This is a genomic window from Brevundimonas sp. SS2672 (genome assembly GCF_059579685.1).
Window position 1 is genome coordinate 1189081 of record NZ_CM184201.1, and the last position, 24246, is coordinate 1213326.

25 protein-coding genes are annotated in these 24246 nt (G+C 68.6%); 15 read left to right on the top strand and 10 right to left on the bottom strand.

Going from position 1 to position 24246, the window contains the following annotated elements:
* Positions 1-42: 42 nt before the first annotated feature.
* The 4 genes from AC52GN_RS06035 to AC52GN_RS06050 are packed head-to-tail and all read left to right on the top strand — an operon-like array spanning position 43 to position 5716.
* Positions 43-1740, top strand: coding sequence for a cisplatin damage response ATP-dependent DNA ligase (locus AC52GN_RS06035; protein WP_496528501.1), 1698 nt, complete (start codon positions 43-45; stop codon positions 1738-1740).
* Positions 1741-1784: 44 nt separating this feature from the next.
* Positions 1785-2765 (top strand): mechanosensitive ion channel family protein, encoded by a 981-nt coding sequence (locus AC52GN_RS06040; protein ID WP_452111284.1) that lies wholly within the window; start codon positions 1785-1787, stop codon positions 2763-2765.
* A gap of 3 nt (positions 2766-2768) precedes the next feature.
* A complete protein-coding gene (locus AC52GN_RS06045) occupies positions 2769-3785 on the top strand; it encodes a threonine aldolase family protein (protein WP_496528502.1) in 1017 nt (338 codons plus the stop codon).
* Positions 3786-3835: 50 nt separating this feature from the next.
* A complete protein-coding gene (locus tag AC52GN_RS06050) occupies positions 3836-5716 on the top strand; it encodes an ABCB family ABC transporter ATP-binding protein/permease (RefSeq protein WP_496528503.1) in 1881 nt (626 codons plus the stop codon).
* Here the strand turns inward: AC52GN_RS06050 and AC52GN_RS06055 are convergent.
* The 4 genes from AC52GN_RS06055 to AC52GN_RS06070 form a co-directional block, all read right to left on the bottom strand.
* The gene (locus AC52GN_RS06055; RefSeq protein ID WP_291782274.1) at positions 5713-6192 is read right to left on the bottom strand and encodes a chemotaxis protein CheE; all 480 of its coding nucleotides are present in this window, start codon (positions 6190-6192) and stop codon (positions 5713-5715) included. The two genes, AC52GN_RS06050 and AC52GN_RS06055, sit on opposite strands and share 4 nt — an antisense overlap.
* Positions 6189-6764, bottom strand: coding sequence for a response regulator (locus AC52GN_RS06060; RefSeq protein ID WP_291782271.1), 576 nt, complete (start codon positions 6762-6764; stop codon positions 6189-6191). The genes AC52GN_RS06055 and AC52GN_RS06060 overlap by 4 nt, the downstream gene beginning before the upstream one ends.
* 96 nt (positions 6765-6860) lie before the next feature.
* Positions 6861-7811, bottom strand: a complete 951-nt coding sequence (locus AC52GN_RS06065; RefSeq protein ID WP_496528504.1) for an acetyl-CoA carboxylase carboxyltransferase subunit alpha — start codon at positions 7809-7811, stop codon at positions 6861-6863.
* Positions 7812-7897: 86 nt separating this feature from the next.
* On the bottom strand, positions 7898-8800 hold the full coding sequence (locus AC52GN_RS06070; protein ID WP_496528505.1) for a tyrosine recombinase: 903 nt from the start codon (positions 8798-8800) through the stop codon (positions 7898-7900).
* Between the two features lie 84 nt (positions 8801-8884).
* Between AC52GN_RS06070 and AC52GN_RS06075 the strand changes: the two genes are divergently transcribed.
* The 3 genes from AC52GN_RS06075 to AC52GN_RS06085 are packed head-to-tail and all read left to right on the top strand — an operon-like array spanning position 8885 to position 11141.
* The gene (locus tag AC52GN_RS06075) at positions 8885-9454 is read left to right on the top strand and encodes a shikimate kinase (protein ID WP_346487653.1); all 570 of its coding nucleotides are present in this window, start codon (positions 8885-8887) and stop codon (positions 9452-9454) included.
* Entirely contained in the window at positions 9451-10557 is a 1107-nt protein-coding gene (aroB, locus tag AC52GN_RS06080; RefSeq protein ID WP_496528506.1) for a 3-dehydroquinate synthase, read from the top strand. Before AC52GN_RS06075 ends, aroB begins: the two co-directional genes overlap by 4 nt.
* Complete coding sequence (locus AC52GN_RS06085) at positions 10554-11141, top strand: GNAT family N-acetyltransferase (RefSeq protein WP_496528507.1); 588 nt, start codon at positions 10554-10556, stop codon at positions 11139-11141. Before aroB ends, AC52GN_RS06085 begins: the two co-directional genes overlap by 4 nt.
* Here AC52GN_RS06085 and AC52GN_RS06090 read toward each other — a convergent pair.
* A complete protein-coding gene (locus AC52GN_RS06090) occupies positions 11138-11548 on the bottom strand; it encodes an MliC family protein (RefSeq protein ID WP_496528508.1) in 411 nt (136 codons plus the stop codon). The two genes, AC52GN_RS06085 and AC52GN_RS06090, sit on opposite strands and share 4 nt — an antisense overlap.
* A 32-nt stretch (positions 11549-11580) precedes the next feature.
* A complete protein-coding gene (tadA, locus tag AC52GN_RS06095; RefSeq protein ID WP_346487656.1) occupies positions 11581-12075 on the bottom strand; it encodes a tRNA adenosine(34) deaminase TadA in 495 nt (164 codons plus the stop codon).
* Between the two features lie 208 nt (positions 12076-12283).
* On the opposite strand from tadA, the gene AC52GN_RS06100 reads away from it, so the two are divergent.
* Entirely contained in the window at positions 12284-13537 is a 1254-nt protein-coding gene (locus AC52GN_RS06100; RefSeq protein WP_496528509.1) for a pseudouridine synthase, read from the top strand.
* A gap of 70 nt (positions 13538-13607) precedes the next feature.
* Here the strand turns inward: AC52GN_RS06100 and AC52GN_RS06105 are convergent, their stop codons facing one another.
* Positions 13608-14555, bottom strand: a complete 948-nt coding sequence (locus AC52GN_RS06105) for a CPBP family intramembrane glutamic endopeptidase (RefSeq protein ID WP_496528510.1) — start codon at positions 14553-14555, stop codon at positions 13608-13610.
* A gap of 46 nt (positions 14556-14601) precedes the next feature.
* On the opposite strand from AC52GN_RS06105, the gene rsmD reads away from it, so the two are divergent.
* Positions 14602-15177 (top strand): 16S rRNA (guanine(966)-N(2))-methyltransferase RsmD, encoded by a 576-nt coding sequence (rsmD, locus tag AC52GN_RS06110; protein ID WP_496528511.1) that lies wholly within the window; start codon positions 14602-14604, stop codon positions 15175-15177.
* Here the strand turns inward: rsmD and AC52GN_RS06115 are convergent.
* Positions 15160-15435 carry a YjhX family toxin gene (locus tag AC52GN_RS06115; RefSeq protein WP_291782242.1) on the bottom strand — a complete coding sequence of 92 codons (276 nt, stop codon included), beginning with the start codon at positions 15433-15435 and terminating at the stop codon, positions 15160-15162. The two genes, rsmD and AC52GN_RS06115, sit on opposite strands and share 18 nt — an antisense overlap.
* A gap of 493 nt (positions 15436-15928) precedes the next feature.
* On the opposite strand from AC52GN_RS06115, the gene AC52GN_RS06120 reads away from it, so the two are divergent.
* Positions 15929-16642 (top strand): Kelch repeat-containing protein, encoded by a 714-nt coding sequence (locus tag AC52GN_RS06120; protein ID WP_496528774.1) that lies wholly within the window; start codon positions 15929-15931, stop codon positions 16640-16642.
* Here AC52GN_RS06120 and AC52GN_RS06125 read toward each other — a convergent pair.
* Both AC52GN_RS06125 and mutL read right to left on the bottom strand, forming a co-directional pair.
* Positions 16632-17102, bottom strand: coding sequence for a low molecular weight protein-tyrosine-phosphatase (locus tag AC52GN_RS06125; RefSeq protein WP_496528512.1), 471 nt, complete (start codon positions 17100-17102; stop codon positions 16632-16634). The two genes, AC52GN_RS06120 and AC52GN_RS06125, sit on opposite strands and share 11 nt — an antisense overlap.
* 36 nt (positions 17103-17138) lie before the next feature.
* Positions 17139-19022, bottom strand: coding sequence for a DNA mismatch repair endonuclease MutL (gene mutL / locus AC52GN_RS06130; RefSeq protein ID WP_496528775.1), 1884 nt, complete (start codon positions 19020-19022; stop codon positions 17139-17141).
* A 249-nt stretch (positions 19023-19271) separates the two neighbouring features.
* Between mutL and AC52GN_RS06135 the strand changes: the two genes are divergently transcribed.
* From AC52GN_RS06135 to AC52GN_RS06155, 5 genes are all read left to right on the top strand, one after another.
* Positions 19272-19976 (top strand): YceI family protein, encoded by a 705-nt coding sequence (locus AC52GN_RS06135; protein WP_346487661.1) that lies wholly within the window; start codon positions 19272-19274, stop codon positions 19974-19976.
* Between the two features lie 73 nt (positions 19977-20049).
* The gene (locus tag AC52GN_RS06140; protein ID WP_496528513.1) at positions 20050-21354 is read left to right on the top strand and encodes a YceI family protein; all 1305 of its coding nucleotides are present in this window, start codon (positions 20050-20052) and stop codon (positions 21352-21354) included.
* Positions 21355-21439: 85 nt separating this feature from the next.
* On the top strand, positions 21440-22735 hold the full coding sequence (gene serS / locus AC52GN_RS06145; RefSeq protein WP_496528514.1) for a serine--tRNA ligase: 1296 nt from the start codon (positions 21440-21442) through the stop codon (positions 22733-22735).
* Positions 22735-23526: a 5'/3'-nucleotidase SurE gene (gene surE, locus AC52GN_RS06150; RefSeq protein WP_291782223.1), complete on the top strand. Its 792-nt coding sequence runs from the start codon at positions 22735-22737 to the stop codon at positions 23524-23526. Before serS ends, surE begins: the two co-directional genes overlap by 1 nt.
* Positions 23523-24167, top strand: coding sequence for a protein-L-isoaspartate(D-aspartate) O-methyltransferase (locus AC52GN_RS06155; RefSeq protein WP_128115360.1), 645 nt, complete (start codon positions 23523-23525; stop codon positions 24165-24167). Before surE ends, AC52GN_RS06155 begins: the two co-directional genes overlap by 4 nt.
* Positions 24168-24246: the final 79 nt, after the last annotated feature.

The following is a 24246-nucleotide window of genomic DNA, read 5'->3' on the forward strand; positions in this document are numbered from 1 at the left end:
TCTTCGTCGTTGTGCAGGGGAGCCTTGAGAGCTGGAGCCCGATTGCGTCCCTTCGCCGAATTGCTGGATCGCCTGTCGCTGACGACCTCGCGCAACGCCAAGCTGGTGTTGCTGCGCGACTATCTGAAGGCGACGCCCGACCCTGATCGCGGCTGGGCGCTGGCGGCCCTAACCGGCGAGTTGAGCTTCACGGCGGCCAAGCCGGCCGTGATCCGCAAGGCCGTCGAGGCCCGGGTCGATTCCATCCTGTTCGGCTGGTCCTATGACTATGTGGGCGATCTGGCCGAGACGACCGCGCTGATCTGGCCGCGTGACCCCTCGCATCGCGCCAATCGGGAGCCAGATCTGGGCGAGGTGGTCGATGCCCTGCTTCGCGCCAACCGCGCCGACGCGCCCGTCCTGATCGAGGGCTGGCTGGATGCGCTGGAGCCCAAGGGGCGGTGGGCGTTGCTGAAGTTGGTGACGGGAGGGCTCCGGGTCGGCCTGTCCGCGCGTCTGGCCCGTACCGCCGTGGCGATGATGCGGCCGGCCGCCCTGACGGACCCGCCGAGCCCGCAAGGGCATGAGGCGGTCGAGCGCCTGCCGCCGATCACCGTCAGCGATGTCGAGGAGATATGGCACGCGCTGCAGCCCCCCTATCAGGATCTGTTCGCCTGGGTCGAAGGGCGGGCGGAGCAGCCCAGCGCGAACGCACCCGGCCGGTTTCGTCCTGTCATGCTGGCTACGGCCTTCGACGAAGGGCTGGATCTGCCGCGCCTGGACCCGGCGGACTTCCTCGCCGAATGGAAGTGGGACGGCATCCGGGTGCAGGCCGTACGCGAAGGCGGGCAGACACGCCTCTATTCCCGCACGGGGGATGAGATATCGTCCGCCTTTCCAGATGTAACGGCGGGTCTGGCCTTCGAGGGGGCCGTCGACGGCGAGCTTCTGGTCATACGCGACGGGGTGGTGGCGCCGTTCGGGGATCTGCAGCAGCGGCTGAATCGCAAGACGGCGAGCGCGAGGCTGATGCAGGACTATCCCGCGTCGATCCTGGCCTATGATCTTCTGTCCGATGGAGAAGAAGACCTGCGAGGCCTGCCCCTGATCGAGCGGAGGGCGCGACTGGAACGCCTGGCGGGGGAGCATGGCGGGCAGCGCCTGGGGCTGTCGCCGTTGTTGGCGCATGAGACCTGGGACGATCTCGCCGCTCTGCGCGCTGATCCGCCGGTCGGGGCCGCCGCCGAGGGCCTGATGCTCAAGCGCCGCGACAGCCTGTATGTTGCGGGGCGGCCCAAGGGACCCTGGTTCAAGTGGAAGCGCGACCCGCACGTCATCGACGCCGTGTTGATGTACGCCCAGCGCGGGCATGGAAAACGCTCGGGATTCTATTCCGACTACACCTTCGGCGTCTGGACCGATGAGGGCGCGCTGACGCCGGTCGGCAAGGCCTACTTCGGCTTCACCGATGAAGAGCTGAAGCAGTTGGACAGGTTCGTGCGTGATCATACGACGGACCGGTTCGGGCCGGTCCGCGCGGTCCGCGCCGAGCGCGATTTCGGTCTGGTGCTGGAGATCGCTTTCGAGGGACTGCAGCGTTCGACGCGTCACAAGTCGGGCGTCGCCATGCGTTTTCCGCGCGTCAGCCGCATCCGCTGGGACAAGCCCGCGCGTGAGGCCGACAGCCTCGATTCCGTCCTCGACCTGCTGGATGCGATCGAGCGAGGCGGCGGGCGAGTCAGCGCCGGCGAAAAAGCTTGAGCGGCGGGGCTTCCAATCGGCTGTACGTGCGTTAGACCCGGTTCATGCTCACGAAGTTTCAGCATAGTCCTGCCGCGTTCGCCGAGCCTCTGGCTCAGGCTGTGGCCGCCGGCGAGCAGAGGTTGAGCATCGACGCCGCCATCCTGGCCAAGGCCATGGATATGCTGGGCGATTTCGCCATCAACCTGACGGTGGCGGCCATCATTTTCGTCCTGACTCTCATCGCCGCGCGATGGGCCTCGGGCGCGGCGCGCAAGATTCTGGGGCGGACGCGGGTGGTGCGGCGCGACCCCACCGTGCTGGCCTTCATGGTGCAGATCGTCCGGGTCGTGGTCATCATCATCGGCATGATCGCCGTGTTGCAGCGGCTGGGCGTGCAGACGACCTCCATCATCGCCGTGCTGGGCGCCGCCTCCCTGGCCGTCGGTCTGGCGCTGCAGGGGACGTTGTCGAATGTGGCGGCGGGCGTGATGCTTCTGATTCTGCGTCCCTATCGCGTGGGCGAGGCCATCGACGTAGGCGGCGCCTCCGGCACGGTGCAGAAGCTGGACCTGTTCACCACCCAGCTGACGAACGCCAACAACCACAAGATCGTCATTCCGAACTCCAAGGTGCTGAGCGACGTGATCGTCAATCTGACGGGACAACGCACGCGCCGCATCGAGATCAAGTTCACCGTCGGCTATGGCGACAATCTGAAGGACGCCTGCGCGGTGCTGGCCTCGGTCGCGCGGGTCAACGACAGGGTGTTGCAGGAGCCGGCGCCATGGACGGGCGTGACAGGGCTGTTGGACAGCGCGGTCCAGATCACCCTGCATGCCTGGGTGAACAACGACGACTGGTGGCAGACACAGGCGGATCTGATGCAGGCGGGCAAGGAAGCCCTGGACGAGGCCGGCATCGAGATTCCTTTCCCGCACCAGGTCGAGGTGCCGGCAAGGGACGCCAAGTTCGCGCGGGTCGTCATGGCCCCTGTTCAGAGTGATGTGGCACCCGACGGAACGTCGGCCCAAGGGGGAGAATGAGCCGTGCGTTTTGATTTCGGTTCCGACAATACGGCGGGCATGGCGCCCTCGGCACTTCAGGCCATGGTCGCCGCCAACGCCGGGTTCGCGCGGGCCTATGGGGCTGATGATACATCGGCGCGCGCCGCCGATCTGATCCGTCAGACCCTGGATGCGGACGCCGAGGTGCGCTTCGTCTTCAGCGGTACGGCGGCGAACGCCATCGGCCTGTCGATGCTGGCGCGTCCCTACGAGGCGGTTCTGGCGCATCACGCGGCCCACGTCTGCACGGACGAGACGGGCGCGCCCGGCTTCTTCGGCCAGGGCGTCGGCCTGATCGGTCTGCCGGGCTATTCGGGCAAGATCGACGTAGCCGCCCTGTACGCTGCTCTGGAAGAGCCGGTCGTGGGCCATCGTCAGCCGGCGGCCGCGCTCAGCCTGACCCAGGCGACGGAATACGGCGCCGTCTATTCCGAGGAAGAGTTGCGCCATCTGATCGAGCCGTCCAAACGGGCGGGCTTGGGCGTGCACATGGACGGAGCGCGGCTGGCCAACGCCGTGGCCGCGGGCTTCGACCCCAAGGATATTCCGCGCCTGGGCGTCGATGTGCTGTCGTTCGGCGGGGCCAAGGCAGGGGCGCATTGCGTGGAAGCCCTGGTGATCTTCGACAAGGCGATGACGCGGCGGATCGACAACCGGCTGAAGCAGGCCGGCCAGACGGCGTCCAAGGGGCGGTTGCTGGCCGCGCCCCTGCTGGGGCTGCTGGAGTCGGGCGACTGGCTGGCTGGCGCCGCTCACGCCAATCTGATGGCTCAGCGCCTGGCGGACGGCATCGAGGCGAAGACGCCCTTCGTGCTGGCTCACCCGGTGGAGTCCAACACCGTTTTCGTGCGGATGCACGATGAAGCCCATGAGCAGCTGAATGCGGCAGGCTGGGCCTGCTATCAATTCGATGACGGTTCGGTGCGGTTCGTCTGTTCCTGGGCGACGGACGAGGCGTCGGTGGATGCCCTGATCGACGCCGTGGCGAGCCTGAACTGACGTGGCGAGCGCGTTTCGCCTCGGAGGCGTGATGGCGGCGAGGCGTGGCAATGCGTGGTGAGCGCTCGGGAAGACGCGGCGACGTCGCGGCCAAGGCGATGAACGCCGGCGTCGACGCCTCTCAGCAAGAGGCGCCGCCTACGTTCGAGGCGCTGAAAAACCTGATCGGCGTCGTGGCGCGTTCGGGCGCGCCGCAACTGCCCTGGCGGGTGGCCGGCGCGATCCTGCTGACCCTGGCGGGCAAGGGGCTGGGGGTCCTGGCTCCGCTGGTTCTGGGGGCGGCGGTCAACCATCTGGCGGCGGACCAGGGACCGGCGGCGTCCGTAGGCCTGGGATTCGCCGCCTTCGCCGTGGGTTGGGCGCTGGTCCGCTTCCTGTCGGCGGCGACGCCGCAACTGTCGGATGTGGTGTTCGCTCCCGTGCGGGCGGCCGCCCAGCGCAAGACGGCGGCCGAGACCTTCGCCCACGCGCTCAGCCTGTCGCTGGACTTCCACCAGACCAAGCGGTCCGGCGCCTTGTCTCGGGTGATGGACCGGGGTTCGCGGGCGGTGGACTTCCTGCTGCGCATCCTGATGTTCAACCTGGGCCCGACGGTGCTGGAGCTGGTGCTGGCGGCGGCGGTGCTGGGCGGCAAGTACGACTGGCGTTTCGGCGCGGTCGCCGTGGCCGTGGTGCTGGTCTATGCGGCCACGACCTTCGCCATGGCCAACTGGCGGCTGGAGCACCGGCGCGCCATGAACGCCGCCGACAGCGAGGCGGCCGGCCTGTCGGTCGACGCCCTGCTGAACTACGAAACCGTCAAATCGTTCGGGGCCGAGGGCCGTGCGGCCGAGGCCTATGACCAGTCGTTGGCGACCTATGTTCAGGCGTCGTTGAAGGCCAACACCTCCCTGGCCGCCTTGAACCTGATCCAGGGCCTGATCATGAACCTGGGCCTGGGCGTCATGGCGGTCATGGCCGGGTTCGAAGCGGCGGCCGGGCGCATGGGGCCGGGCGATGTGACGGCGGCCGTGCTGATCATGATCTCCCTCTATGCGCCGCTGAACATCCTGGGCTTCGCCTATCGGGAAATCCGACAGTCCTTCATCGACATGGAGGAGATGCTTAAGGTCACGCGTCAAGCGCCGCATGTGGCGGATGCGCCCGACGCCATCGATCTGCCGCGACCTGAAAGCGGCTGCGGGGCGGAGATCGTTTTCGACCATGTCGGTTTCCGGCATGACGCACGGGCGGCGGGGCTGGACGATGTCAGCTTCGTCACGCCGGCGGGCACCACCACGGCTCTGGTGGGACCGTCCGGGGCGGGCAAATCGACGATCGTCAAGCTGGCCCTGCGGTTGCTGGACCCGCAGGACGGGCGCGTGCTGATCGATGGGCGGGACGCGCGCAGTCTGACACAGGCGTCGCTACGGGCCGCCGTGGCCCTGGTGCCGCAGGACGTGGCCCTTTTCAACGACACCATCGCCGCCAACATCGCCTTCGCCCGCCCTGACGCGGACGAGGCGGCGATCTGGGCGGCGGCCGAAGCAGCGGAACTGGCGGACTTCATCCGCAACCTGCCCGAGGGCATGGACACGCGCGTCGGCGAGCGGGGGCTGAAGCTGTCGGGCGGCGAGCGGCAGCGCGTCGGGATTGCCCGCGCCCTGCTGGCCGACCCCTGCATCCTGATCCTGGACGAGGCGACCAGCGCGCTCGACAGCCGCACCGAGGCCGCCATCCAGAAGACGCTTCGCCGCGCCCGCACGGGCCGCACCACCCTGGTGGTGGCGCACCGCTTGTCCACCGTGGCCGACGCCGATCAGATCCTGGTGCTGAAGGCGGGCCGGATCGTCGAGCGCGGCGCCCATCATGAGCTGGTGGCGCGTCAGGGCGGGGAATATGCGGCTCTGTGGCGTAAGCAGACGCGCGGGGCGAAGACCCAGGCGAGCTAGGCCTCAGGCTCTCCGGAGCCCGGAACCTTGGCCTTCAGCATGTCTTTGAGGCTGTCCAGCACCTTGGCGCGGGCGTCGACGGCTTCGGGCGGCAGGGTCAGCAGCAGGCGCAGCGCCTGGGCGTGGACGGTGACGACGCGCCAGTCGAATGGGCGGTCTTCGGGCGCGGCGTCGATCAGATCGCACAGATTGGCCGCCGCCGCGCACAGGTCGTTGAGCTCGAACGGCCCGGCCGCGTCGATCACGGCGCTGGCGTGGGCGTAGGCCTGGTCCAGCGCGCCTTCGTCGACGCCGGTCGGAACGGGCAGGGCGGCCAGGGCCGTGACCTGCTGCTCGATGATCTCGCGGCTGCGGCTCTCATACCGCGCCAGATTGGCGCGAGCCTCGGTCAAGGCGACGCCGACGCTGACGCCGCCAGGCTGATCGACCAGGGTCGACAGGCGGCTGCGGCGCCGATTGTGGGTGATGACTGTCATAGCTCCACCGCCGCGCGGCGTTCTTTTTCAAAGGCGGTTCTTCGCCGTTCCTCGGCGCGACGTTCCGGACCTGGCCAGGGCTCGTTTCGGAAGCGGCGGTCGGGGCCGAAATAGTCGCCGACCTCCAGGAAGGGACGATTGTCTCTCGACACCCAGACGATGCGTTCCAGCAGAACGCCCGCGCTGAACGGCTTGGTGATCAGGAAGTTGGCGCCGCAGTCGCGGGCGTCCGACACCTTGGAGCGGCGTACGTGGGCCGCGGTCATGATGACCGGGCTGTAGGCGTTCGGATCCAGCCCCGAGCGGCGCAGCCAGCGCACGAACTCATACCCGCTCATGCCCGGCATCTCGCAGTCGACCAGGATGAGGTCGACCGGATGGTTCTGCAGGATGGCGATGGCCCCGGCCGCGCTTTCGCAGGCGTGGCGGACCTTCATGCCGAAACCGAGCAGGGCCTGGGCGGTCAGCTCCAGCGAAAACGGCGAATCGTCGATGACCATGGTCACCGCGCCGTCGAAGTTGAACACCGCGCTTTCGCGCAGGGATTCGCCGACCCCGTTCATGCCGCGCATGGAGGCCTGCCGAGGGTTGAGGAAGGAAACAGACCGAATCGCATGACGTCAGTTTCGGCGGCGCTGCGACGCCGCGCAATCGCGATCAGTCCTTGATCAACCCAGGCGGCCGATGGCGTAGAAGCGGTCGGCGCGTTGCTTCTTCAGCTGTTCAGCCGACAGGCCGGACATGGCGTTGAGCTCTTCTTCCAGAACCTGACCGACGTTGTGGATGGCCTTCTCACGATCGGCGTGGGCGCCGCCCAGGGGCTCGGGGATCACGCGATCGACGATCTTCAGCTCGATCAGATCGGGCGCGGTGATCTTCATGGCGTTGGCGGCGTCCTTGGCCCGCGTGCCGTCGCGCCACAGGATGCCCGCCGCACCTTCCGGCGAGATGACCGAATAGATGGAGTGCTCCAGCATCAGCACGCGGCTGGCGGCGGCGATGGCGATGGCGCCGCCCGAACCGCCTTCGCCGGTCACCGTGGCGATGGAGGGCACGCCCAGGGTCAGGCCGCGCTCGGTCGAGCGGGCGATGGCCTCGGCCTGGCCGCGCTCTTCAGCGCCCAGGCCCGGATAGGCGCCGGCGGTGTCGACGAAGGTCAGAACCGGCAGGCCGAACTGCTCGGCCATGTCCATCAGGCGGACGGCCTTGCGATAGCCCTCGGGGCGAGCCATGCCGAAGTTGTGGGTGATGCGGGTCTGGGTGTCGTGGCCCTTTTCATGGCCCATGATCACGACCGGCTGGCCGCGAAAGCGCGCCAGACCGCCCAGGATGGCCTGGTCGTCGCCGAACTGACGATCGCCGTGCAGCTCCACGAAGTCGGTGAACAGGCCGTCGACGTAGTCCACGAAGTGCGGACGCTGCGGGTGGCGCGCGACCTGGGTGCGCATCCACGGGTCCAGGTTGGCGTAGGCCTTGGTGCGCATGGCGTCGGCCTTCTTGCGCAGGGCGGCGATCTCGGTCTCGAACGATCCGCTGGTCGGCGCCAGCAGCGACAGCTCGGCGATCTTGGCGTCCAGCTCGGCGATCGGCTTTTCGAATTCGAGATAGTGCGTGGCCATAAGGCGTCCGTAGAGGAGGAAGCGCCGATGGCGCTACGGAAAGCGGCGGAACCTAGAGCGGGGAACGTTCCGGAGCAAGCGCGGGTTCAGTCGTCCTTCGCCAAGGGGTGGTTGGCGTGGACCACCTGGGACAGGCGATCCGTGGCGACGTGGGTGTAGATCTGGGTGGTCGAGATGTCGGCGTGACCCAGCAGGGTCTGCACCACGCGCAGGTCGGTGCCGCCTTCCAGCAAATGGGTGGCGAAGGCGTGACGCAGGACGTGGGGGCTGACGCGGGCCGGGTCGATTCCCGCTGTGACGGCCGCCTGATCCAGAAGCTGGGCGAACCGCCGCGGCGTCAGATGGCCGCTCTTTCCGTGCGAGGGAAACAGCCAGACGCTGTCCGGCGCATTCGGCTTTCGCGCGGCGTCGCGGGCGTCGAGCCAGACCTTGATCGCCTCGCGTGCGGCGGAGTTAAGCGGGGCCAGCCGCTCCTTGCCGCCCTTGCCGCGCACGATCAGATAGGCGGGATCTCGGCGCACGGCCTCGACCCTGAGCGCCAGCAGTTCCGACACCCGCAGGCCCGAGGCGTAGGCCATCTCGACCAGGGCGATCAGACGCAGCGCTGCTGTGCTGTCGGCGGCGCCGGCGGCGGTCAGCAGGGCCTCGATCTCGTCGCGGCCGAGGGTCTTGGGCAGGCTGCGGCCCTGTTTGGGCGCATCCAGGCGACGAGAGGGATCGTCGGCGCGCCAACCCTCGCCCAGGGCGAAACGATAGAACTGGCGTACGGAGGCGCGGCGTCGCGCGGCCGTGGCGGCGGACAGTCCGCGTCGCGACAGATCGGCGAACCAGGCCTCCAGAGCTTCCTGCGGCGCGCTCATCAGGCCGCCGGCGTCGCCCAGCCAGGTCTCTGCGTCCGCCAGATCGCGACCATAGGCGGCCAGCGTATGGGGCGAGGCGTCGCGCTCCACCGCCATCATCTCCAGAAAGGCTTCGATCTGCGGGGTCATGCGGCGTCAGGTCGTCTCTTCTGGCCAATCGTTGCTTGTGGGATGTGGAGCAGGGCGACGTCTGGTGTAGAGGGTATACGGACCATGCCTTCCGACGCCTCGCCTGATTCCTTCCCGCTGTCTTCGGTCCGCACCATAGCTCTGGTGGGGCTGATGGGCGTCGGGAAATCGACTGTGGGGCGCCGTCTGGCCGCGCGGCTGGGCTTGCCGTTCGCCGACGGCGATCAGGTGATCGAGGAAGCGGCGGGCATGACCGTCAACGAAATCTTCGCCACGCGCGGCGAGGCGGAGTTCCGTGCGGGCGAGGCGCGGGTCATGAAACGCCTGCTGGAAGGGCCGCCGATCGTGCTGGCGACCGGGGGCGGGGCTGTGCTCAACGCCGACACCCGCGCCCTGATGAAGCAGCACGCCGTCAGCGTCTGGATGCGGGCCGATCTGAAAGTCATCGCCGAGCGGGTGGGGCGACGCGATACGCGGCCGCTGCTGCGCAATCGCGATCCTCTGACAGCCCTGAACGACTTGGCCAAGGCGCGCTATCCCATCTATGGCGAGGCCGATCTGACCGTCGATGTGGGCGGCGGATCGCACGCTCAGGCTGTCGAGGCCATCCTGAAACAGTTGCGCCGGTTCGGACGGCAGGAGACCCAGTCATGACCACGACGATCCCGGTCGCGGGCGGCGCCTTCGCCCCCTATGAGGTGGTCGTCGGGCGCGGCCTGCTGAAGACGGCGGGGGCGGAGGTCGCGGCGCTGAAGCCGACGCGCGCCTTTATCGTCAGCGACGAGACGGTGGCGACGATTCACGGCGAGACGGTGCGCGCCTCTCTGGCGGCGGCGGGCGTGGCGACGGGGATCGTCACCGTTCCTGCGGGTGAAGCGTCCAAGTCGTTCGAACAGCTTGAGGCCGTGCTGGACCGGCTGCTGGCCGAGGGGCTGGACCGCAAGAGCATGGTGGTCGCGCTGGGCGGCGGCGTGGTGGGCGACCTGGCGGGTCTGGCGGCGGCCCTGTTCATGCGCGGCGTCGACTTCGTGCAGGTTCCGACCACCCTGCTGGCCCAGGTGGATTCCTCGGTCGGCGGCAAGACGGCGATCGACACCCCGCGCGGCAAGAACCTGATCGGCGCCTTCCACCAACCGCGCCGGGTGCTGGCGGACATCGAGGCCCTGGCCACCCTGCCGGTGCGGCAGGTGCGTTCGGGCTGGGCCGAGGTGCTGAAACACGGGCTGATCTGCGACGCGGCCTTCTTCGACTGGTTGGGCAATGAAGGTGCGGCGGGCGCGCAGGGCGATCCCGACGCGCTGGAACGGGCCGTGATCCGCTCTGTCGAGATCAAGGCCCAGATCGTCGGCGAGGATGAGAAGGAGGCGGGCCGTCGCGCCCTGCTGAACCTCGGCCACACCTTCGGCCACGCGCTGGAGGCTGAACTGGCGTTCGACGAGACCCTGACCCACGGCGAGGCGGTGGCGCTGGGCTGCGCCATGGCCTTCCGCTATTCGGCGCGCCAGGGGCTGTGTCCGGCGGCCGAGGCCGAGCGGGCCGAGGCGGGCATTCGCGCGGCGGGCCTGCCGACGCGATTGTCGGACGTGGAGCACGGTTTCGCCGCTGACACCCTGATCGCCCGCATGGCGGGGGACAAGAAGGCCGAGGGCGGGCGCCTGACCCTGATCCTGGCGCGGGCGGTGGGCGACGCCTTCACCGACAAGAACGTCGACGCGGAGGCGGTGCGCGCCTTCCTGATCGAAGAAGGCGCGGCGTGAAGCTGTCGCCGATCGTTCTGGAAGACGCCTTCGTGCGGCTGGAGCCGTTCAGCGAAGCGCTGAAGGAAGAGGTGAGGGCGGCGCTGGACTGTGACGCGGACGCCTGGAACGGCATGGTCGCCGCCGCCTATGGCCCGCATTTCGACGACTGGTGGGACGCGGCGCTGAGGGCGATGGCGGCGGGTTCGCGCATCGCCTATGCAGTCAGACGGCGCAGCGACGGGGCGGTCGTCGGCACGACCAGCCTCTATGAGATCAGGCCCGAGCATCGGCGCTGCGAGATCGGTTCGACCTTCTATCGACCCGAGGCGCGGGGCGGGCCGATCAACCCGGCGTGCAAGCGACTGTTGCTGGACTACGCCTTCTCGAACGGGGCGATCCGGGTGGAGATCATCACCGACGCCCTGAACGCAGGCAGCCAGGCCGCTATCCGCAAGCTGGGCGCGACCTTTGAAGGCGTGCTGCGCAAGCATAAGATCACCTGGACGGGCCGGGCGCGGGATACGGCTCAGTTCGCCATACTGGACGAGGACTGGCCCGAGGTGCGGCGGCGACTGGACGACCGGCTGGGGAGCCTCGCCTAGTCCACCGCGCGGCATTCGGTGGGGTCGCGGTCGGCGGCGGTCCAGGTGGCCATGACGCCCTTGCCGCGCAGTTCATAGCCCGAGGCGCGATACCAGATGCCGTCGGCGGCGCGCTCCTGGTACAGGTCGACCGCCTCGCCGCTGGAGTTGCGCACAGTCGCCATCTGGCGCGGATTGTCGAAGTCGACCGACAGACGTTCGGAATTGTTGCACAGGTAGACGGCGTGGACGACGCGGTTCAGGGCTCGGTCCTGAAGTTCGGCGCCGGTGCGTCGGCGCGCGGTTTGGGCCTCGACAGCGCGCTCGCGCACCTCTTCGCCATCTGTAGGGGCCTTGCGCGGTTCAGGGCCGCAGCCGGACAATAGAACCAGGGCGGCGATGGCGGGCCAGAGGATACGAGTCGGCAAGGGAGGCCCCTCTCAAGGTCAAGCTTGAAGGCTCAACGCCCTGCGTCGCCCGTCGTTCCTGTGCGGGATTTCCTGCGTGAGCGGAAGAAGCCGCGCAGCATGTCGGCCGCCGGATCGGCCAGGACGCCGCCCTCGACCTGTGGTCGCCAGTGGCAGGTCGGCTGGTCGAAGAAACGCCCGCCGTTGATGACGGCGCCGCCCTTGGGATCATCCGCGCCCCAGACCACGCGGCCGATGCGAGCGTGGCTGATGGCGCCCGCGCACATGGCGCACGGCTCCAGCGTGACATAGAGGGTCAGGTCGGTAAGGCGATAATTCTGCAACTTCGCCGCTGCATCGCGCAGGGCGATGATCTCGGCATGTGCGGTCGGATCATGGGCCGTAATGGGGCCGTTTTGCCCACGCCCAAGGACTTCGCCGGTCGTTTCATCGACAATTACCGCGCCGACCGGAACCTCGCCGGCTTCAGCCGCCGCTTGCGCCAGATCGAGCGCCATGCTCATGAACCGCTCATCATGGATCGCCATCCCAAAGACAACGACAAGAAGCCCCGCTCCCGTCAAGACGACGGCGCGCGCGGTCCCCGCAATTTCGCCGACAAGGGCCCGCGAAAGCCCTTTGACAAGGGCGGCAAGCCGGGCGGGAAGCCCCGCGACCGGGCCGAGGGTCGATCGGGCGGCAAGCCTGGGCCTGAAGCCAAGGCGCCGGAACGCACCGAACGAGATCGCCAAGGCCATGGCCCGCGCGGGCATCGCTTCGCGTCGCGAGGTCGAGCGGCTGATCGGTCTGGGTAAGGTGGCGGTGAACGGCCGCATCCTGGACACGCCCGCCGTGCTGGTGAAACGCGACGACAAGATCACCGTCGACGGCAAGCCTATCGGGGCCGCACAGGCGACGCGCGTCTGGCGCTATCACAAGCCTGCGGGCCTGATCACCAGCCACAACGACCCGGCGGGCCGCCCGACCGTGTTCGACGCCCTGCCCAGCGGCCTGCCGCGCGTGATCTCCGTCGGCCGTCTGGATCTGGCGACCGAGGGCCTGCTGCTGCTGACCAACGACGGCGAACTCAGCCGGGCGCTGGAACTGCCGGACACGGCCCTGGTGCGCCAGTATCGCGCCCGCGCGCGCGGCCGCATCACCCAGGCGCAGTTGGACAAGCTGAAGGACGGCGTCGTCGTCGACGGCGTGCGCTATGGCCCGGTCGAGGCCACCATCGACAAGGCCAAGGAAAAGGCCGAGGGCGAGAAGTCCTCGGCGAACCTGTGGCTCAGCGTCCAGATCACTGAGGGCAAGAACCGCGAGGTCCGCAAGGTGCTGGAGAGCGTCGGCCTGACGGTCAACCGCCTGATCCGCCTGGCCTATGGTCCGTTCCAACTCGGCACCCTGCCGGTCGGCGCGGTCGAGGAAGTCGGCCCGCGCGTAATCCGCGAGATGCTGGCCGATCATATCCGCCCCGAGAACCTGCCGACCGGCAACACGGTCGAGACGCCCGCGCCGGTTCCCGGCCGCCGCACCGGCACGCCGATCGTGCGCGGCAAGTCCGGCTCGGCCATGTCGGACCCGTCGCGCAAGCCCAGCCGTGTCCGCGCCGCCGAGACGGCTGCGGAAGAAGGCGCCGAGTTCGGCAAGCCCGCCCGCAAGGAAGGCTGGGCCAAGGCCAAGCCGAAATTCGAGCATTCCAAGACCTTCAAACCGCGCGCTCGTCCGGGCGAGGGTGAAGGTGCTGGGAACGATGACCGTCCGCGCCGCCCGTTCAAGCCGCGCGAACCGCGCGCGGACCAGTTCATCGACGACCGTCGCGGCCCGGCCAAGGGCGGCCGTCCGGGCGGGAAGCCTGGCAATAAGCCTTTCGGCCGCCCGAGCGGCGCCGGCGGGCGTTCCGATGCACGCTCGGGAGATCGTCCCGGTGGGCCTCGCAGCGGCGGCAAACCCTTCGGCGGCAAGCCTTCGGGCGGCGGCGGTCGCGGGGGCCCGCGCGGACGAGGCTGAAGACTCTGAACGGAAGCCAAGCCTTCGCCGGCGACCGCACCGGCACGACCGGCGCCGAGGTCGAGGTTCTCTACGCCGAGACCTGGACCCGGCGGGAGCGGGCGATGTGTTCGACCACGATCAGCACCACGATCATGGCGACGCCTTCATAGGCAAGCACGGACAATGGCACGACCTCTCCCGGCGGCGGTTCACTGGATAGCGGTTCGCCCAGCAGGGCGATGACGAGGTTGCCTGCCCAGTGCGCGCCGATGGAGAACTCAAGACCGCCAAGCCTTAAGGCCGCCCAGGCCCAGACCAGGCCTGACATGGCGCGCGCGACGAAGGCCGCCGGATCGGGGTCCAGGTGAACGGCGGAAAACACGAGGGCGTTGAACAGGCATAGAATGAGCAGGCTACTGGTGAACCCGCCCGTCACCCGGAGCAGGACGCCGCGAAAGACGACCTCTTCGGCGGCGGCTGCGACGAACAGGCCGAGAGCGGCGGCGGCGACGTAGAACAGGCGGCTTTCGATCGAATAGGCGGGATTCAGGATCGGCGCCGCACCAGCGGGGTCGATGAGGTTGTAGATCACGACGCTGGCGCTTCCCACGGCGGCCATGACGGCGAACCCGAGCCATAGCTGTTTCTGCGCGAATAGGCGGCCGGGCCAGAGAAAAGCCGTCATCGGCGCCCGATAGGCGACCTTGGCGCTCAACAGGACCGCGCCGGCCAGTAGGCCGAGCACCGCGCCGAGCTCCAGCACGAATACGACTTCGCCATACAGTCGGTCGGGCCCCTCCGGCACAGGACCCAGGGTGCTTGCCTGAGCAACGCCCATCGCCGCGATGAAGGCTATCGCCAAGGCTATGACGATGGAGACGGCGAACATCAGGACAAGCGAAAAAGCGATAAAGCCCGCCAGCCCCTTCCAACGTGCGATGGGGCGGACGTTTGCGATCAGGGGGCTGCGTCGTGCTTCCTCGGCCGCGACAAGGATGTAAGCGGGAATCGTAATCGAGAATCCGACGTTCGACATGGGCCGACCGTTGCATTGCGAGCCGGGTCGGTCCAGAGGCGGGCCCATGAGAATCGTCGCTGGACAATATCGAGGCCGCGCCATCGTCACGCCCGAGGGGCAGAACACGCGCCCGACCTCGGATCGGGCGCGTCAGGCGATCTTCAACGTGCTGGAGCACGCCCCGTGGGCTGAGGGGCTGCATGAGGCGCGGGTGATCGACCTGTACGCCGGCTCTGGCGCGCTGGGGTTCGAGGCCCTGTCGCGCGGGGCGGCCTTCTGCCTGTTCGTGGATACGGACGACGGCGCGCGCGGCGCGATCCGCGAGAACATGGACGCCTATGGCCTGTTCGGCCGGTGCCGGGTGCATCGGCGCAGCGCGACCGACCTGGGGCCGCGTCCCGGTTCGGCGGGCGAGGCCTTCACCCTGGCGTTCCTGGACCCGCCCTACGCCAAGGGGTTGGGGGAACAGACGCTGGCGCGGTTGCTGGAGGGCGGCTGGCTGGCGCCGGGCGCTGTCGTGGTGTTCGAGCGCGGCTCGGACGAGCCCGAGATCGACACGCCCGGCTATGAGCGGTTGGACGCGCGCGACTACGGCGCCGCGCGCGTCCTGTTCCTCAGGGCGTCAGAAGCCTCGGCCTGAGGTCCGGTTGTCGGCCCGGCTGCGCAGGCGGCCGAGGCCCTCGCGGTTGACGACATAAGGGCCGCCGTTGCGGGACTTGATGACGCCCTTGCGCTTCAGGCTGCGCCATTGATCCAGATTGCAGCCGTCCAGCACCCAGCCTTCGCGAGTGAAGCAGCGGGCGGCTAGGATGCGGCCCTGTTCGTCGCGTTCCAGCAGGATGCGACCGCCCTGGGCGAGGGCGTGGAGCGTGCGTTGCTCCGCACGTGACAGGTTCATGGGATTGAGATTTCCAAGGCATGAGAAGATACGCGCCCGACGCAAGGCGGCGCGGGGCGGGTTCAGGAGGCCTGGGACGATCAGCGTCCGGGCCTATGCCGTGGCTACAATCTCAAACATGGTTCGATCCCGTTGGGGGAAGAGGCGGATTTCTAGCGCAGGACGAGGCGAACGGCTAGGGTTGTCGGCATGACCCTGCACCGCCGCACCTTCCTCGCCGCCGTCGCCGCCGTCGTCGCAGCGCCCGTCGTATCCCGCGCCGAGACAGGCTGGACGCCCCGCGCCTCCATGCCCTGGCCGACGCAGGAGATCTATTGCGCCGCCCAGGACGGTTCGATCACGATCGCGGGCGGCCTGGTGCGGTCGGCGGCGGGCGGGCTGCACATCAATGACCGGACGGCGATCTATGACGTGAAGGCGGATCGCTGGAGCGAAGGGCCGCGACTGCCGCAACCGCGCCATCACCCGATGCTGGCGTCGGCGGCCGGGCGAGATCTGGGCCTTCGGCGGCTACGACCGGCGCGACGGCGGCGAATGGACGGCCATGACGGACATCTGGGCCATCGACCGGGGCGTCTGGGCCCAGGTCGGTCAGATGCCGCAGCGTCTGTGCGAAACAGTCGGCCTGTCTGTGGGCGATCGGGTGCATTTGGTCACCGGCCGCTCGCCCAAGGGCGAGGCGAACGGTCAGTGGAACGACCAGGCCGATGTGGCGACCCATCTGGTCTTCGACGCCGCCGCCAATCGCTGGGAAACGGCGCGTCCGGCGCCGATGGCTCGCAACAGTGCGGCCGGGGCGGTGCTCGACGGCAAGCTGTTCGTGGCGGGCGGCCGCACGGTGGACGGCGGCGGAACGGGACGGCTGGACCGCTATGATCCCGCCCGCGACCGTTGGGACACGCTGGCGCCGATCCCGGCCTCGCCCGCCACGGGGCGGCAGGTCGGAGGCGGCCTGGCGATGGCCGAGGCAGGCGGCAAGCTGATCGCTTTCGGCGGCGAATGGTTCGAAGGGCGCGGGGGCGGGGTCTTCGCCGAGACCTGGATCTATGACCCGGCGCGCGACGCCTGGACGGCCGGTCCGGCCATGCGAACGCCGCGCCATGGCCTGGCGGCGGCCAGCGTGGACGGCGTGATCTACGCCATCGGCGGCGGAGAGGCGGCGTCGGGCGGCAAGGCCAGCGGCCTGGTCGAGACGCTCAGCCTCTAAGACGCTGGAGCTCGGCGGCCAGGGCGCGGGCGCCGGCCGTGACGTCGGCCCAGGTGACATCGAAGCCGTCGTCCTCGCCGAAATAGGGGTCGGCCACGGCCTGACCGGCGCGGCCCTCGACGTGGTCCAGCAGCAGGCTCAGTTCCGCCGTGGCGTCGGGCGGGGCGAGGCGGCGCAGGTTCGCCAGGTTCTCGTGATCCATCGCCACCAGATGAGTGAAGCGGCGGAAGTCGGCGGGCTTCACCTGGCGACCGCGCAGGGCCGAGATATCGACGCCGTTCTTCAGGGCGACCGCCTGGGCGCGCGGGTCGGGCGGAGCGCCGATGTGCCAGCCGCCGGTTCCTGCAGAATCGGCGATGACATCCAGCTTCAGGCGACGCGCCTCTTCGCGGAAGGCCGCCTCGGCCAGCGGCGAGCGACAGATGTTGCCGAGACAGACGAAGAGGACGGAAGGGGTCATGCCCTCAAGTAGCGAAGCGGTAGGGCGACGAAAAGATCAGCGCCGCCCGAACAGCTTCTCGAGGTCGTGCAGCTTCAGCTCCACATAGGTCGGGCGGCCGTGGTTGCATTGGCCGGAGTGAGGCGTGGCCTCCATCTGGCGCAGCAGGGCGTTCATCTCAGGCGCCGACAGGACGCGGCCCGAACGCACCGAGCCGTGGCAGGCCATGGTGCCGCAGACCTCGGCCATGCGTTCCTTCAGCGATAGGGCGGCGCCGTGTTCGGACAGGTCGTCGGCGATGTCGCGGATCAGGCCCTGAACGTCCGTGTCGCCCAGCAGGGCGGGCGTCTCACGCACCAGCACCGCGCCCGCGCCGAACGCTTCAACGATCAGGCCCATCTCGGCCAGTTCCTCGGCCTTGGCGGCGACGCGCTCGGCCTCGGCGGGGTCCAGTTCGACCACTTCGGGCGTTAGCAAGGCCTGACGGGTGACGGCGCCGTCGGCCATCTGGGCCTTCATGCGCTCATAGACCAGCCGTTCGTGCGCGGCGTGCTGATCGACGATGACGAGGCCGTCGCGGGTCTGGGCCACGATGTAGTTCGCATGAAGCTGGGCCCGCGCAGCGCCCAGCGGATAGTCGATCAGGTCGACCGGGGCAGGGACGCCCGGCGTGATCTGGCCTGCGTGGTCGGCCTGAATTTCGCCCAGCGTGCGGTAGCTGGGGGCGGCGGCTTCACCGCTCCATGTGTGTTCGACGCGGCCAGAGCGTTCGTTCAGGCCCGGCAGGTTCTGGGCGGCGGCGGCCGGTTGCGACCAGCCCTGCCAGCCGCTCCAGCCCGGCGCGGCGTTGCTGAACGATTGCGGCGCAGCAGGGTTGTAGAGCGCGTCGCCGGTGTGGGGGCGGAACCCTGACAGGGCGTCGGCGGCGACTGTGGTCGAGGCGCGGTGTCCCGCGGCGTGCAGGGCGTGGCGCAGGGCGCCGACGATCAGGCCGCGCACCAGCGCCGGGTCGCGAAAGCGCACCTCCGCCTTGGCCGGGTGGACGTTCACGTCGACATAAAGCGGGTCGATGTCGATGAAGAGGGCCGCCGCCGGGTGCCGGTCGCGCGCCAGGAAGTCGGCGTAGGCCCCCCGCAGGGCGCCCTGCAGCAGGCGATCGCGCACCGGGCGGCCGTTGACGAACAGGAACTGGTGCGCCGCATTGCCGCGCGAATAGGTCGGCAGGCCCGCATAGCCGGACAGACGCACGCCGTCGCGCTCCTGATCGATCAACAGGGCGTTGGCCTCGAAGTCGCGGCCCAGCAGGGCGCCGAGGCGTTTCAGCCGCCCTTCGTCGCCGGGATGTTCGGCGGGCAGGCGCAGGGTCGTCTTGCCGTCCAGCGTCAGGGTGAAGGCGACGGCCTCGTGCGCCATGGCCTGACGCTTTATCTCTTCGGAGATGGCCATGGCCTCGGCCCGCTCGGACTTCATGAACTTCAGCCGGGCAGGGGTGGCGTAGAACAGGTCGCGCACCTCGACCCGCGCGCCGTGCGGGCCGGGGAAGGCGGCGGGCGACAGGGGCCGCTGGGCGCCGCCCTCGACGGACACGGCCCAGGCGTCGTTCTGCGGCTCGCCCGCCTCGGCCTTGGCGCGGGTGGTGATGTTCAGCCGGGCGACCGAGCCGATGGAGGGCAGGGCCTCGCCCCGGAAACCGAGGGTGAAGATGCGCAGCAGGTCCACGTCGCCGGCGTCGTCCGGCTCCAGCTTCGACGTGGCGTGGCGCTCGATGGCGACGGGTAGTTCGTCGCGCGGGATGCCCTTGCCGTCGTCGGCGATCAGGATACGGGTCAGGCCGCCGCCGTCCGCCTGAATCTCAATGCTGCGGGCGTCGGCGTCGATGGCGTTCTCGACCAGTTCCTTGATGGCGCTGGCCGGGCGTTCGACCACTTCGCCGGCGGCGATGCGGTTGACGGTTTCGGGGGGAGGCGGCGGATGGTCATGTGAGTCGCGAGGATAGGCGCCGTCGCCGCCCGGCGCACCTCAATCCTTTTTTCGTGAGGCTCGAGGCGAAATTCGTGATCGAGGGCTTGAAGCGCGTGAATGGCAACATATACTGTTGCAGTCCGACGGCGAGGCCGGACGGACAATCGACCTGTTTCCGGACTGTCTGTCCAGTTTTCGTTTCAACCGTCTGACCGAGGTTTCCTTCCCATGAAGATCAAAGCCGCCCTGATCGCTGTTTCTGCCGCCGCCCTGCTGGCCGCCTGCAGCCAGCCCGCCGACACCGCCGGCGCCCCGACGACCGACGCCGCCTCGACCGCTCCGGTCGCGCTGAAGGCGACCTCGGGCGTCTATGTGATGGACCCGACCCACGCCTCGCTGCAGTGGTCGCTGCCGCATAACTCGATCTCGAACTACACGGCGCGCTTCAACAAGTTCGACGCCAAGATCACGCTCGATACGGCCAACCTGGCTAACAGCACGGTCGAGGCGACGATCGACCCGGCCTCGGTCGACACCAATTATCCGGGCGACTACCTCGGCACTCACGCCGCCACAGGATTCAAGAGCTTCAGCGAGGACATCGCCAAGAACAAGGCCTTCCTGAATGCCACGGCCTTCCCGCAGATCACCTTCAAGTCGACCAAGGTCGAGCTGACCGGCGCACGCACCGCCAAGGTGACGGGCGACCTGACCTTCCTGGGCGTCACCAAGCCGGTGACCCTGGATGCGACCTTCAACGGCGACCTGGAACAGCACCCCTTCGTGCCGGCTCCGGCCATCGGTTTTGCGGCTGAAGGCAAGATCAAGCGGACCGATTTCGGCATGCCGCTGGGCCCGGTCGGCGATGAGGTGACGATCCGCTTCGACGCCGAGTTTATCAAGGAAGTCGCCCCGGCCGCTCCGGCCGCCTGATCGGCGAACCACGACGAAGGGGCGGGGCCGTCGGTCCCGCCTTCTTCATGTTCAGACTGACGCGAGAGCTCTCATGACCCGCCGCCCCAGCCGCTACAGCGCCGTCGCCATCGCCTTGCACTGGCTGATCGCGGTCGCCATCCTGTCGATGATCCCGATGGGTTGGTGGATGAGCGACGCCATCGTCGAGCCGGACAGCCAGGCGCTGGCCTATCGCGTCTTCCAGATTCACAAGTCGATCGGCTTCCTGATCCTGGCGCTGACGGCGCTGCGGATCGTGTGGCGGCTGACGCACCCGGTTCCGGCTCTGCCGGGGGCCATGAAAGGGTGGGAGCAGTTCGCCGCGCGGGCGACGCACGCCGCCTTCTACGCCCTGATGCTGGCCCTGCCGCTGACGGGGTGGATCTATGTCTCGACCGGCTGGGCCGTGGTCACGGACACGCCGCTGGCCGTGGCGACCAGCTGGTTCGGCCTGTTCACCATTCCACACCTGCCCTTCATCGAGCACGCCTCCGAAGCCGCCCGCCGCGCAACGGCCTGGATGGCCATGGGCGCGCACAGCAAGCTGGCCTGGGGCGCAATCGTCCTGGTCGCCCTGCACGTCGGGGCGGCGCTGAAGCACCAGTTCTTTGACCGTGACGGCGTGCTGTCGCACATGATCCCCGTCCTGCCGCACGGCGATGACGCGCATGGCGTCGCGCCTGAACCGACCCCGGCCCTGCGCTGGGCTGAGCGGCTGGCGGGCGTCGCCTTCGTGGTTGTGATCGGCGCCGCCTTCGGTCTGGCGGCCAGGCCTGCGCCGAGGGCGGAAGGGCAGGCGGTCGCCTCGGCCCCTGCCGCCGCGCCTGCGGCTGACGCGGCGGTGACGCCGGGCACGGCCGTCGCCTGGACCGTGGACAAGGCCGCCTCGACGATCCAGTTCACCGGAACCCATACCGGCAAGGCCTTCACCGGCCGGTTCGAGCAATGGGACGCGCAAGTCTGGTTCGACCCGGCCGATCTGGCTGGATCGAAAGCCGTGGTGACGGTCCAGACCGGCACGGCCAGGACCGGCGACGCCACCCAGGAAGGCAGCCTGCCGGGCGCCGAATGGTTCGACACGTCGACCTATCCGACCGCCCGCTTCGAGGCGACGGCGTTCAAGGCGCTGGGCGGCAACCGCTATGAGGCTACGGGAACCCTGCGCATCAAGACGACGACGGTCCCGGTCGTCCTGCCCTTCACCTTCGACGAGGCGAGCGGCGAGGCCACGGTCGAGGGCAAGCTGGAACTGGACCGCACGGCTCTGAACATGGGCATGGCGTCGGACGCGGGCGGCGACTGGGTGTCCAAGGCCATCGGCGTCGAGATCAAGGTCAAGGCGGCGCGTCAGGGTTAAGAAATCGGGCGCGGGGTTTGCCCGACTCCGCGCGGGGCGCTACAGCCTTCGGCTCTCCTTCCCTGAGCGCCGAAAGAGCGACGCCATGCACGATATCCGAGCCATTCGCGACAATCCCGAAGCCTTCGTCGCAGGCTGGTCGTCGCGCGGCGTGGATGACGCCGCCGATGTCGTCGCGCGCATTCGGGCGCTGGACGTGGACCTGCGCGCCGCCCAGACGCGCGGCCAGGACGCCCTGGCCAAGCGCAACGCCGCCTCCAAGGCCATCGGCGCCGCCATGGGCAAGAAGGACATGGCCGAGGCCGACCGCCTGAAGGCCGAGGTCGAAGCCCTCAAGGGCGAGATCGCCGAGGCGGGCGAGGCCGAAACCGCCAAGGGCGCCGAACTGCGCGACCTGCTGGCCGGGTTGAAGAATCTGGCCGCCGCCGATGTGCCGGACGGCGACGACGAGAACGACAACGTCGAAGTCCTGAAATGGGGCGAACCCCGCACGACCGGCCCGACCAAGGATCACGCCGATTTGGGCGAGGCGCTGGGCCTGCTGGACTTCGAGGCCGCGGCCAAGATGTCCGGCTCGCGCTTCGCCGTGCTGAAGGGCCAACTGGCGCGTCTGGAACGCGCCATCGGTCAGTTCATGCTGGAGATGCAGACGGATAAGCACGGGTATCAGGAAGTCGCGCCGCCCTACATGGTCAAGGACGACGCCATGTTCGGGACAGGCCAGTTGCCGAAGTTCGAGGAAGACCTGTTCCGCTCGGGCGAGCATCTGTTGATCCCGACCGCCGAAGTTTCCCTGACCAACCTCGTGCGCGAGCAGATCCTGTCCGAGGACGAGGTCGCCCAGCCCCTGCGTATGACCGCCCTGACGCCCTGTTTCCGGGCCGAGGCTGGGTCGGCGGGGCGCGATACGCGCGGTCTGATCCGCCAGCACCAGTTCTCCAAGGTCGAGATGGTCTCCATCTGCCGCCCGGAGGATTCCGAAGCCGAGCATGAACGCATGACCGGCTGCGCCGAGGCGGTGCTGCAGGCGCTGGAGCTGCCCTATCGCAAGGTGCTGCTGTGCAAGGGCGACATGGGTTTCTCGGCGCAGAAGACCTATGACCTCGAGGTCTGGCTGCCTTCGCAGAACACCTATCGCGAGATCAGCTCCTGCTCGAACTGCGGCGACTTCCAGGCGCGGCGCATGGACGCCCGGCTCAAACGCGCGGGCGAGAAGAAGACCGAGTTCCTGCACACCCTGAACGGCTCGGGTCTGGCGGTCGGCCGCACCCTGGTCGCGGTGATGGAAAACTATCAGCAGGAGGATGGGACCATCGCGGTTCCGGCCGCCCTGCAGCCCTATATGGGCGGACTCAAGACTGTAGGCGTGGCGTCCAACTGATGCGTATCCTTCTGACCAACGACGACGGCATCGAGGCCGAGGGCCTCGCCTGCCTTGAGAAGATCGCCCGCGCCCTGTCGGACGACGTCTGGGTCGTGGCGCCCCAGACCGAGCAGTCGGCCAAGGGGCGAGGCATCACCCTGACCGAGCCGCTGCGCGTCAATCAACTGGGCGACAAGCGGTTCGCCGTGACCGGCACCCCGACCGACTGCGTCATCCTGGCCGTCAACGACATCATGCCCGAGAAGCCCGATCTGGTGCTGTCGGGCGTCAATCGCGGCCACAACGTGGGCGAGGACGTCAGCTATTCCGGCACGGTGGCGGGCGCCCTTCAGGGCATGGCTTTCGGCATCCGCTCCATCGCCCTGTCGCAGTCGCTGGAGCGTTTCCACGACGAGGCGGTCGCCCATTGGGAAACGGCCGAAGCCTTCGGTCCCGGAATCGTCGCCCGCCTGCTGGAGCAGAAGTGGGGGGAGGGCGTGGTCATGAACGTCAACTTCCCGCGCCTGCCGCCCGAATTGGTCAAGACGGTCGAGGTGACGCGCCAGGGCTTCCGCGACATCGGCGAGATGCACGCCATCCGCCGCACCGACCTGCGCGGCCGCGACTACTACTGGATGGCCTTCCGCGGCGCGCCGCAGGAGCACGCCGACGGCACCGACCTGCGGGCGATGGACGAGGGCCGCATCTCGGTCACGCCGCTGCACATCGATCTGACGCACATGCAGTCGGTCAATGACCTGAAGAAGGTGCTGGGCGGAGCGCCGCCCAAGGGGCCGCAGGAAAAATGAGTCTCAAGGACGACCGCGCGGGCCGATTGATCCTGTCGCTGCGGCGTCAGGGGGTGACGGACGCGCGGGTTCTGAAGGCGATGGAGTCCATCGACCGCGCCGTCTTCGTCCATGAGAAATTCCTCGATCAGGCGTGGGAGGATCAGGCCCTGCCGATCGACTGCGCCCAGACGATCAGCCAGCCCTTCATCGTCGGCCTGATGACCCAGGCGCTGGACGTCCAGCCGCGCCACCGCGTGCTCGAGATCGGCACCGGCAGCGGCTATCAGTGCGCGGTCCTCAGCCGCATGGCGCGCTTCGTCTATTCGGTCGAGCGTTACAAGAGCCTCTTAACCGAGGCCGAGAACCGGTTGAAAATCCTGGGAATCGACAATGTCTTCACCCGCCACGGCGACGGCGGGCAGGGCTGGCCGGAACAGGCGCCGTTCGATCGCATCATGGTCACGGCCGCTTCACCGCATGAGCCGACGGAACTGCTGAAACAGCTCAAGCCGGGCGGCGTCCTGGTCGCGCCGGTCGGCCGCACTTCGGTGCAGATGCTGAACCGTTACACCGGCCAGCCGGACGGCAGCTTCCAGCGCGAAAGCCTGTGCGAGGTCCGCTTCGTTCCCCTGGTCGAAGGGACGGCGAAAGAGGGGTGAGGGGCGAAATCTCACCGCTCCATTAACCTTTCCGCCCCACTTTTGCGCGGGTTGCCGGGTTGGCTTCGGCGGCGGGCCG

What these genes read in the sequence shown, in the direction of transcription:
- AC52GN_RS06040 (WP_452111284.1), top strand. Translation starts at nt 1,785, where the DNA reads ATGCTCACGAAGTTTCAGCATAGTCCTGCCGCGTTCGCCGAGCCTCTG.
- AC52GN_RS06050 (WP_496528503.1), top strand. Translation starts at nt 3,836, where the DNA reads ATGCGTGGTGAGCGCTCGGGAAGACGCGGCGACGTCGCGGCCAAGGCG.
- AC52GN_RS06055 (WP_291782274.1), bottom strand. Translation starts at nt 6,192, where the DNA reads ATGACAGTCATCACCCACAATCGGCGCCGCAGCCGCCTGTCGACCCTG.
- AC52GN_RS06060 (WP_291782271.1), bottom strand. Translation starts at nt 6,764, where the DNA reads ATGCGCGGCATGAACGGGGTCGGCGAATCCCTGCGCGAAAGCGCGGTG.
- AC52GN_RS06065 (WP_496528504.1), bottom strand. Translation starts at nt 7,811, where the DNA reads ATGGCCACGCACTATCTCGAATTCGAAAAGCCGATCGCCGAGCTGGAC.
- AC52GN_RS06070 (WP_496528505.1), bottom strand. Translation starts at nt 8,800, where the DNA reads ATGACCCCGCAGATCGAAGCCTTTCTGGAGATGATGGCGGTGGAGCGC.
- AC52GN_RS06075 (WP_346487653.1), top strand. Translation starts at nt 8,885, where the DNA reads ATGCCTTCCGACGCCTCGCCTGATTCCTTCCCGCTGTCTTCGGTCCGC.
- aroB (WP_496528506.1), top strand. Translation starts at nt 9,451, where the DNA reads ATGACCACGACGATCCCGGTCGCGGGCGGCGCCTTCGCCCCCTATGAG.
- tadA (WP_346487656.1), bottom strand. Translation starts at nt 12,075, where the DNA reads ATGGCGATCCATGATGAGCGGTTCATGAGCATGGCGCTCGATCTGGCG.
- AC52GN_RS06100 (WP_496528509.1), top strand. Translation starts at nt 12,284, where the DNA reads ATGGCCCGCGCGGGCATCGCTTCGCGTCGCGAGGTCGAGCGGCTGATC.
- AC52GN_RS06105 (WP_496528510.1), bottom strand. Translation starts at nt 14,555, where the DNA reads ATGTCGAACGTCGGATTCTCGATTACGATTCCCGCTTACATCCTTGTC.
- rsmD (WP_496528511.1), top strand. Translation starts at nt 14,602, where the DNA reads ATGAGAATCGTCGCTGGACAATATCGAGGCCGCGCCATCGTCACGCCC.
- AC52GN_RS06115 (WP_291782242.1), bottom strand. Translation starts at nt 15,435, where the DNA reads ATGAACCTGTCACGTGCGGAGCAACGCACGCTCCACGCCCTCGCCCAG.
- AC52GN_RS06125 (WP_496528512.1), bottom strand. Translation starts at nt 17,102, where the DNA reads ATGACCCCTTCCGTCCTCTTCGTCTGTCTCGGCAACATCTGTCGCTCG.
- AC52GN_RS06135 (WP_346487661.1), top strand. Translation starts at nt 19,272, where the DNA reads ATGAAGATCAAAGCCGCCCTGATCGCTGTTTCTGCCGCCGCCCTGCTG.
- AC52GN_RS06140 (WP_496528513.1), top strand. Translation starts at nt 20,050, where the DNA reads ATGACCCGCCGCCCCAGCCGCTACAGCGCCGTCGCCATCGCCTTGCAC.
- serS (WP_496528514.1), top strand. Translation starts at nt 21,440, where the DNA reads ATGCACGATATCCGAGCCATTCGCGACAATCCCGAAGCCTTCGTCGCA.
- surE (WP_291782223.1), top strand. Translation starts at nt 22,735, where the DNA reads ATGCGTATCCTTCTGACCAACGACGACGGCATCGAGGCCGAGGGCCTC.
- AC52GN_RS06155 (WP_128115360.1), top strand. Translation starts at nt 23,523, where the DNA reads ATGAGTCTCAAGGACGACCGCGCGGGCCGATTGATCCTGTCGCTGCGG.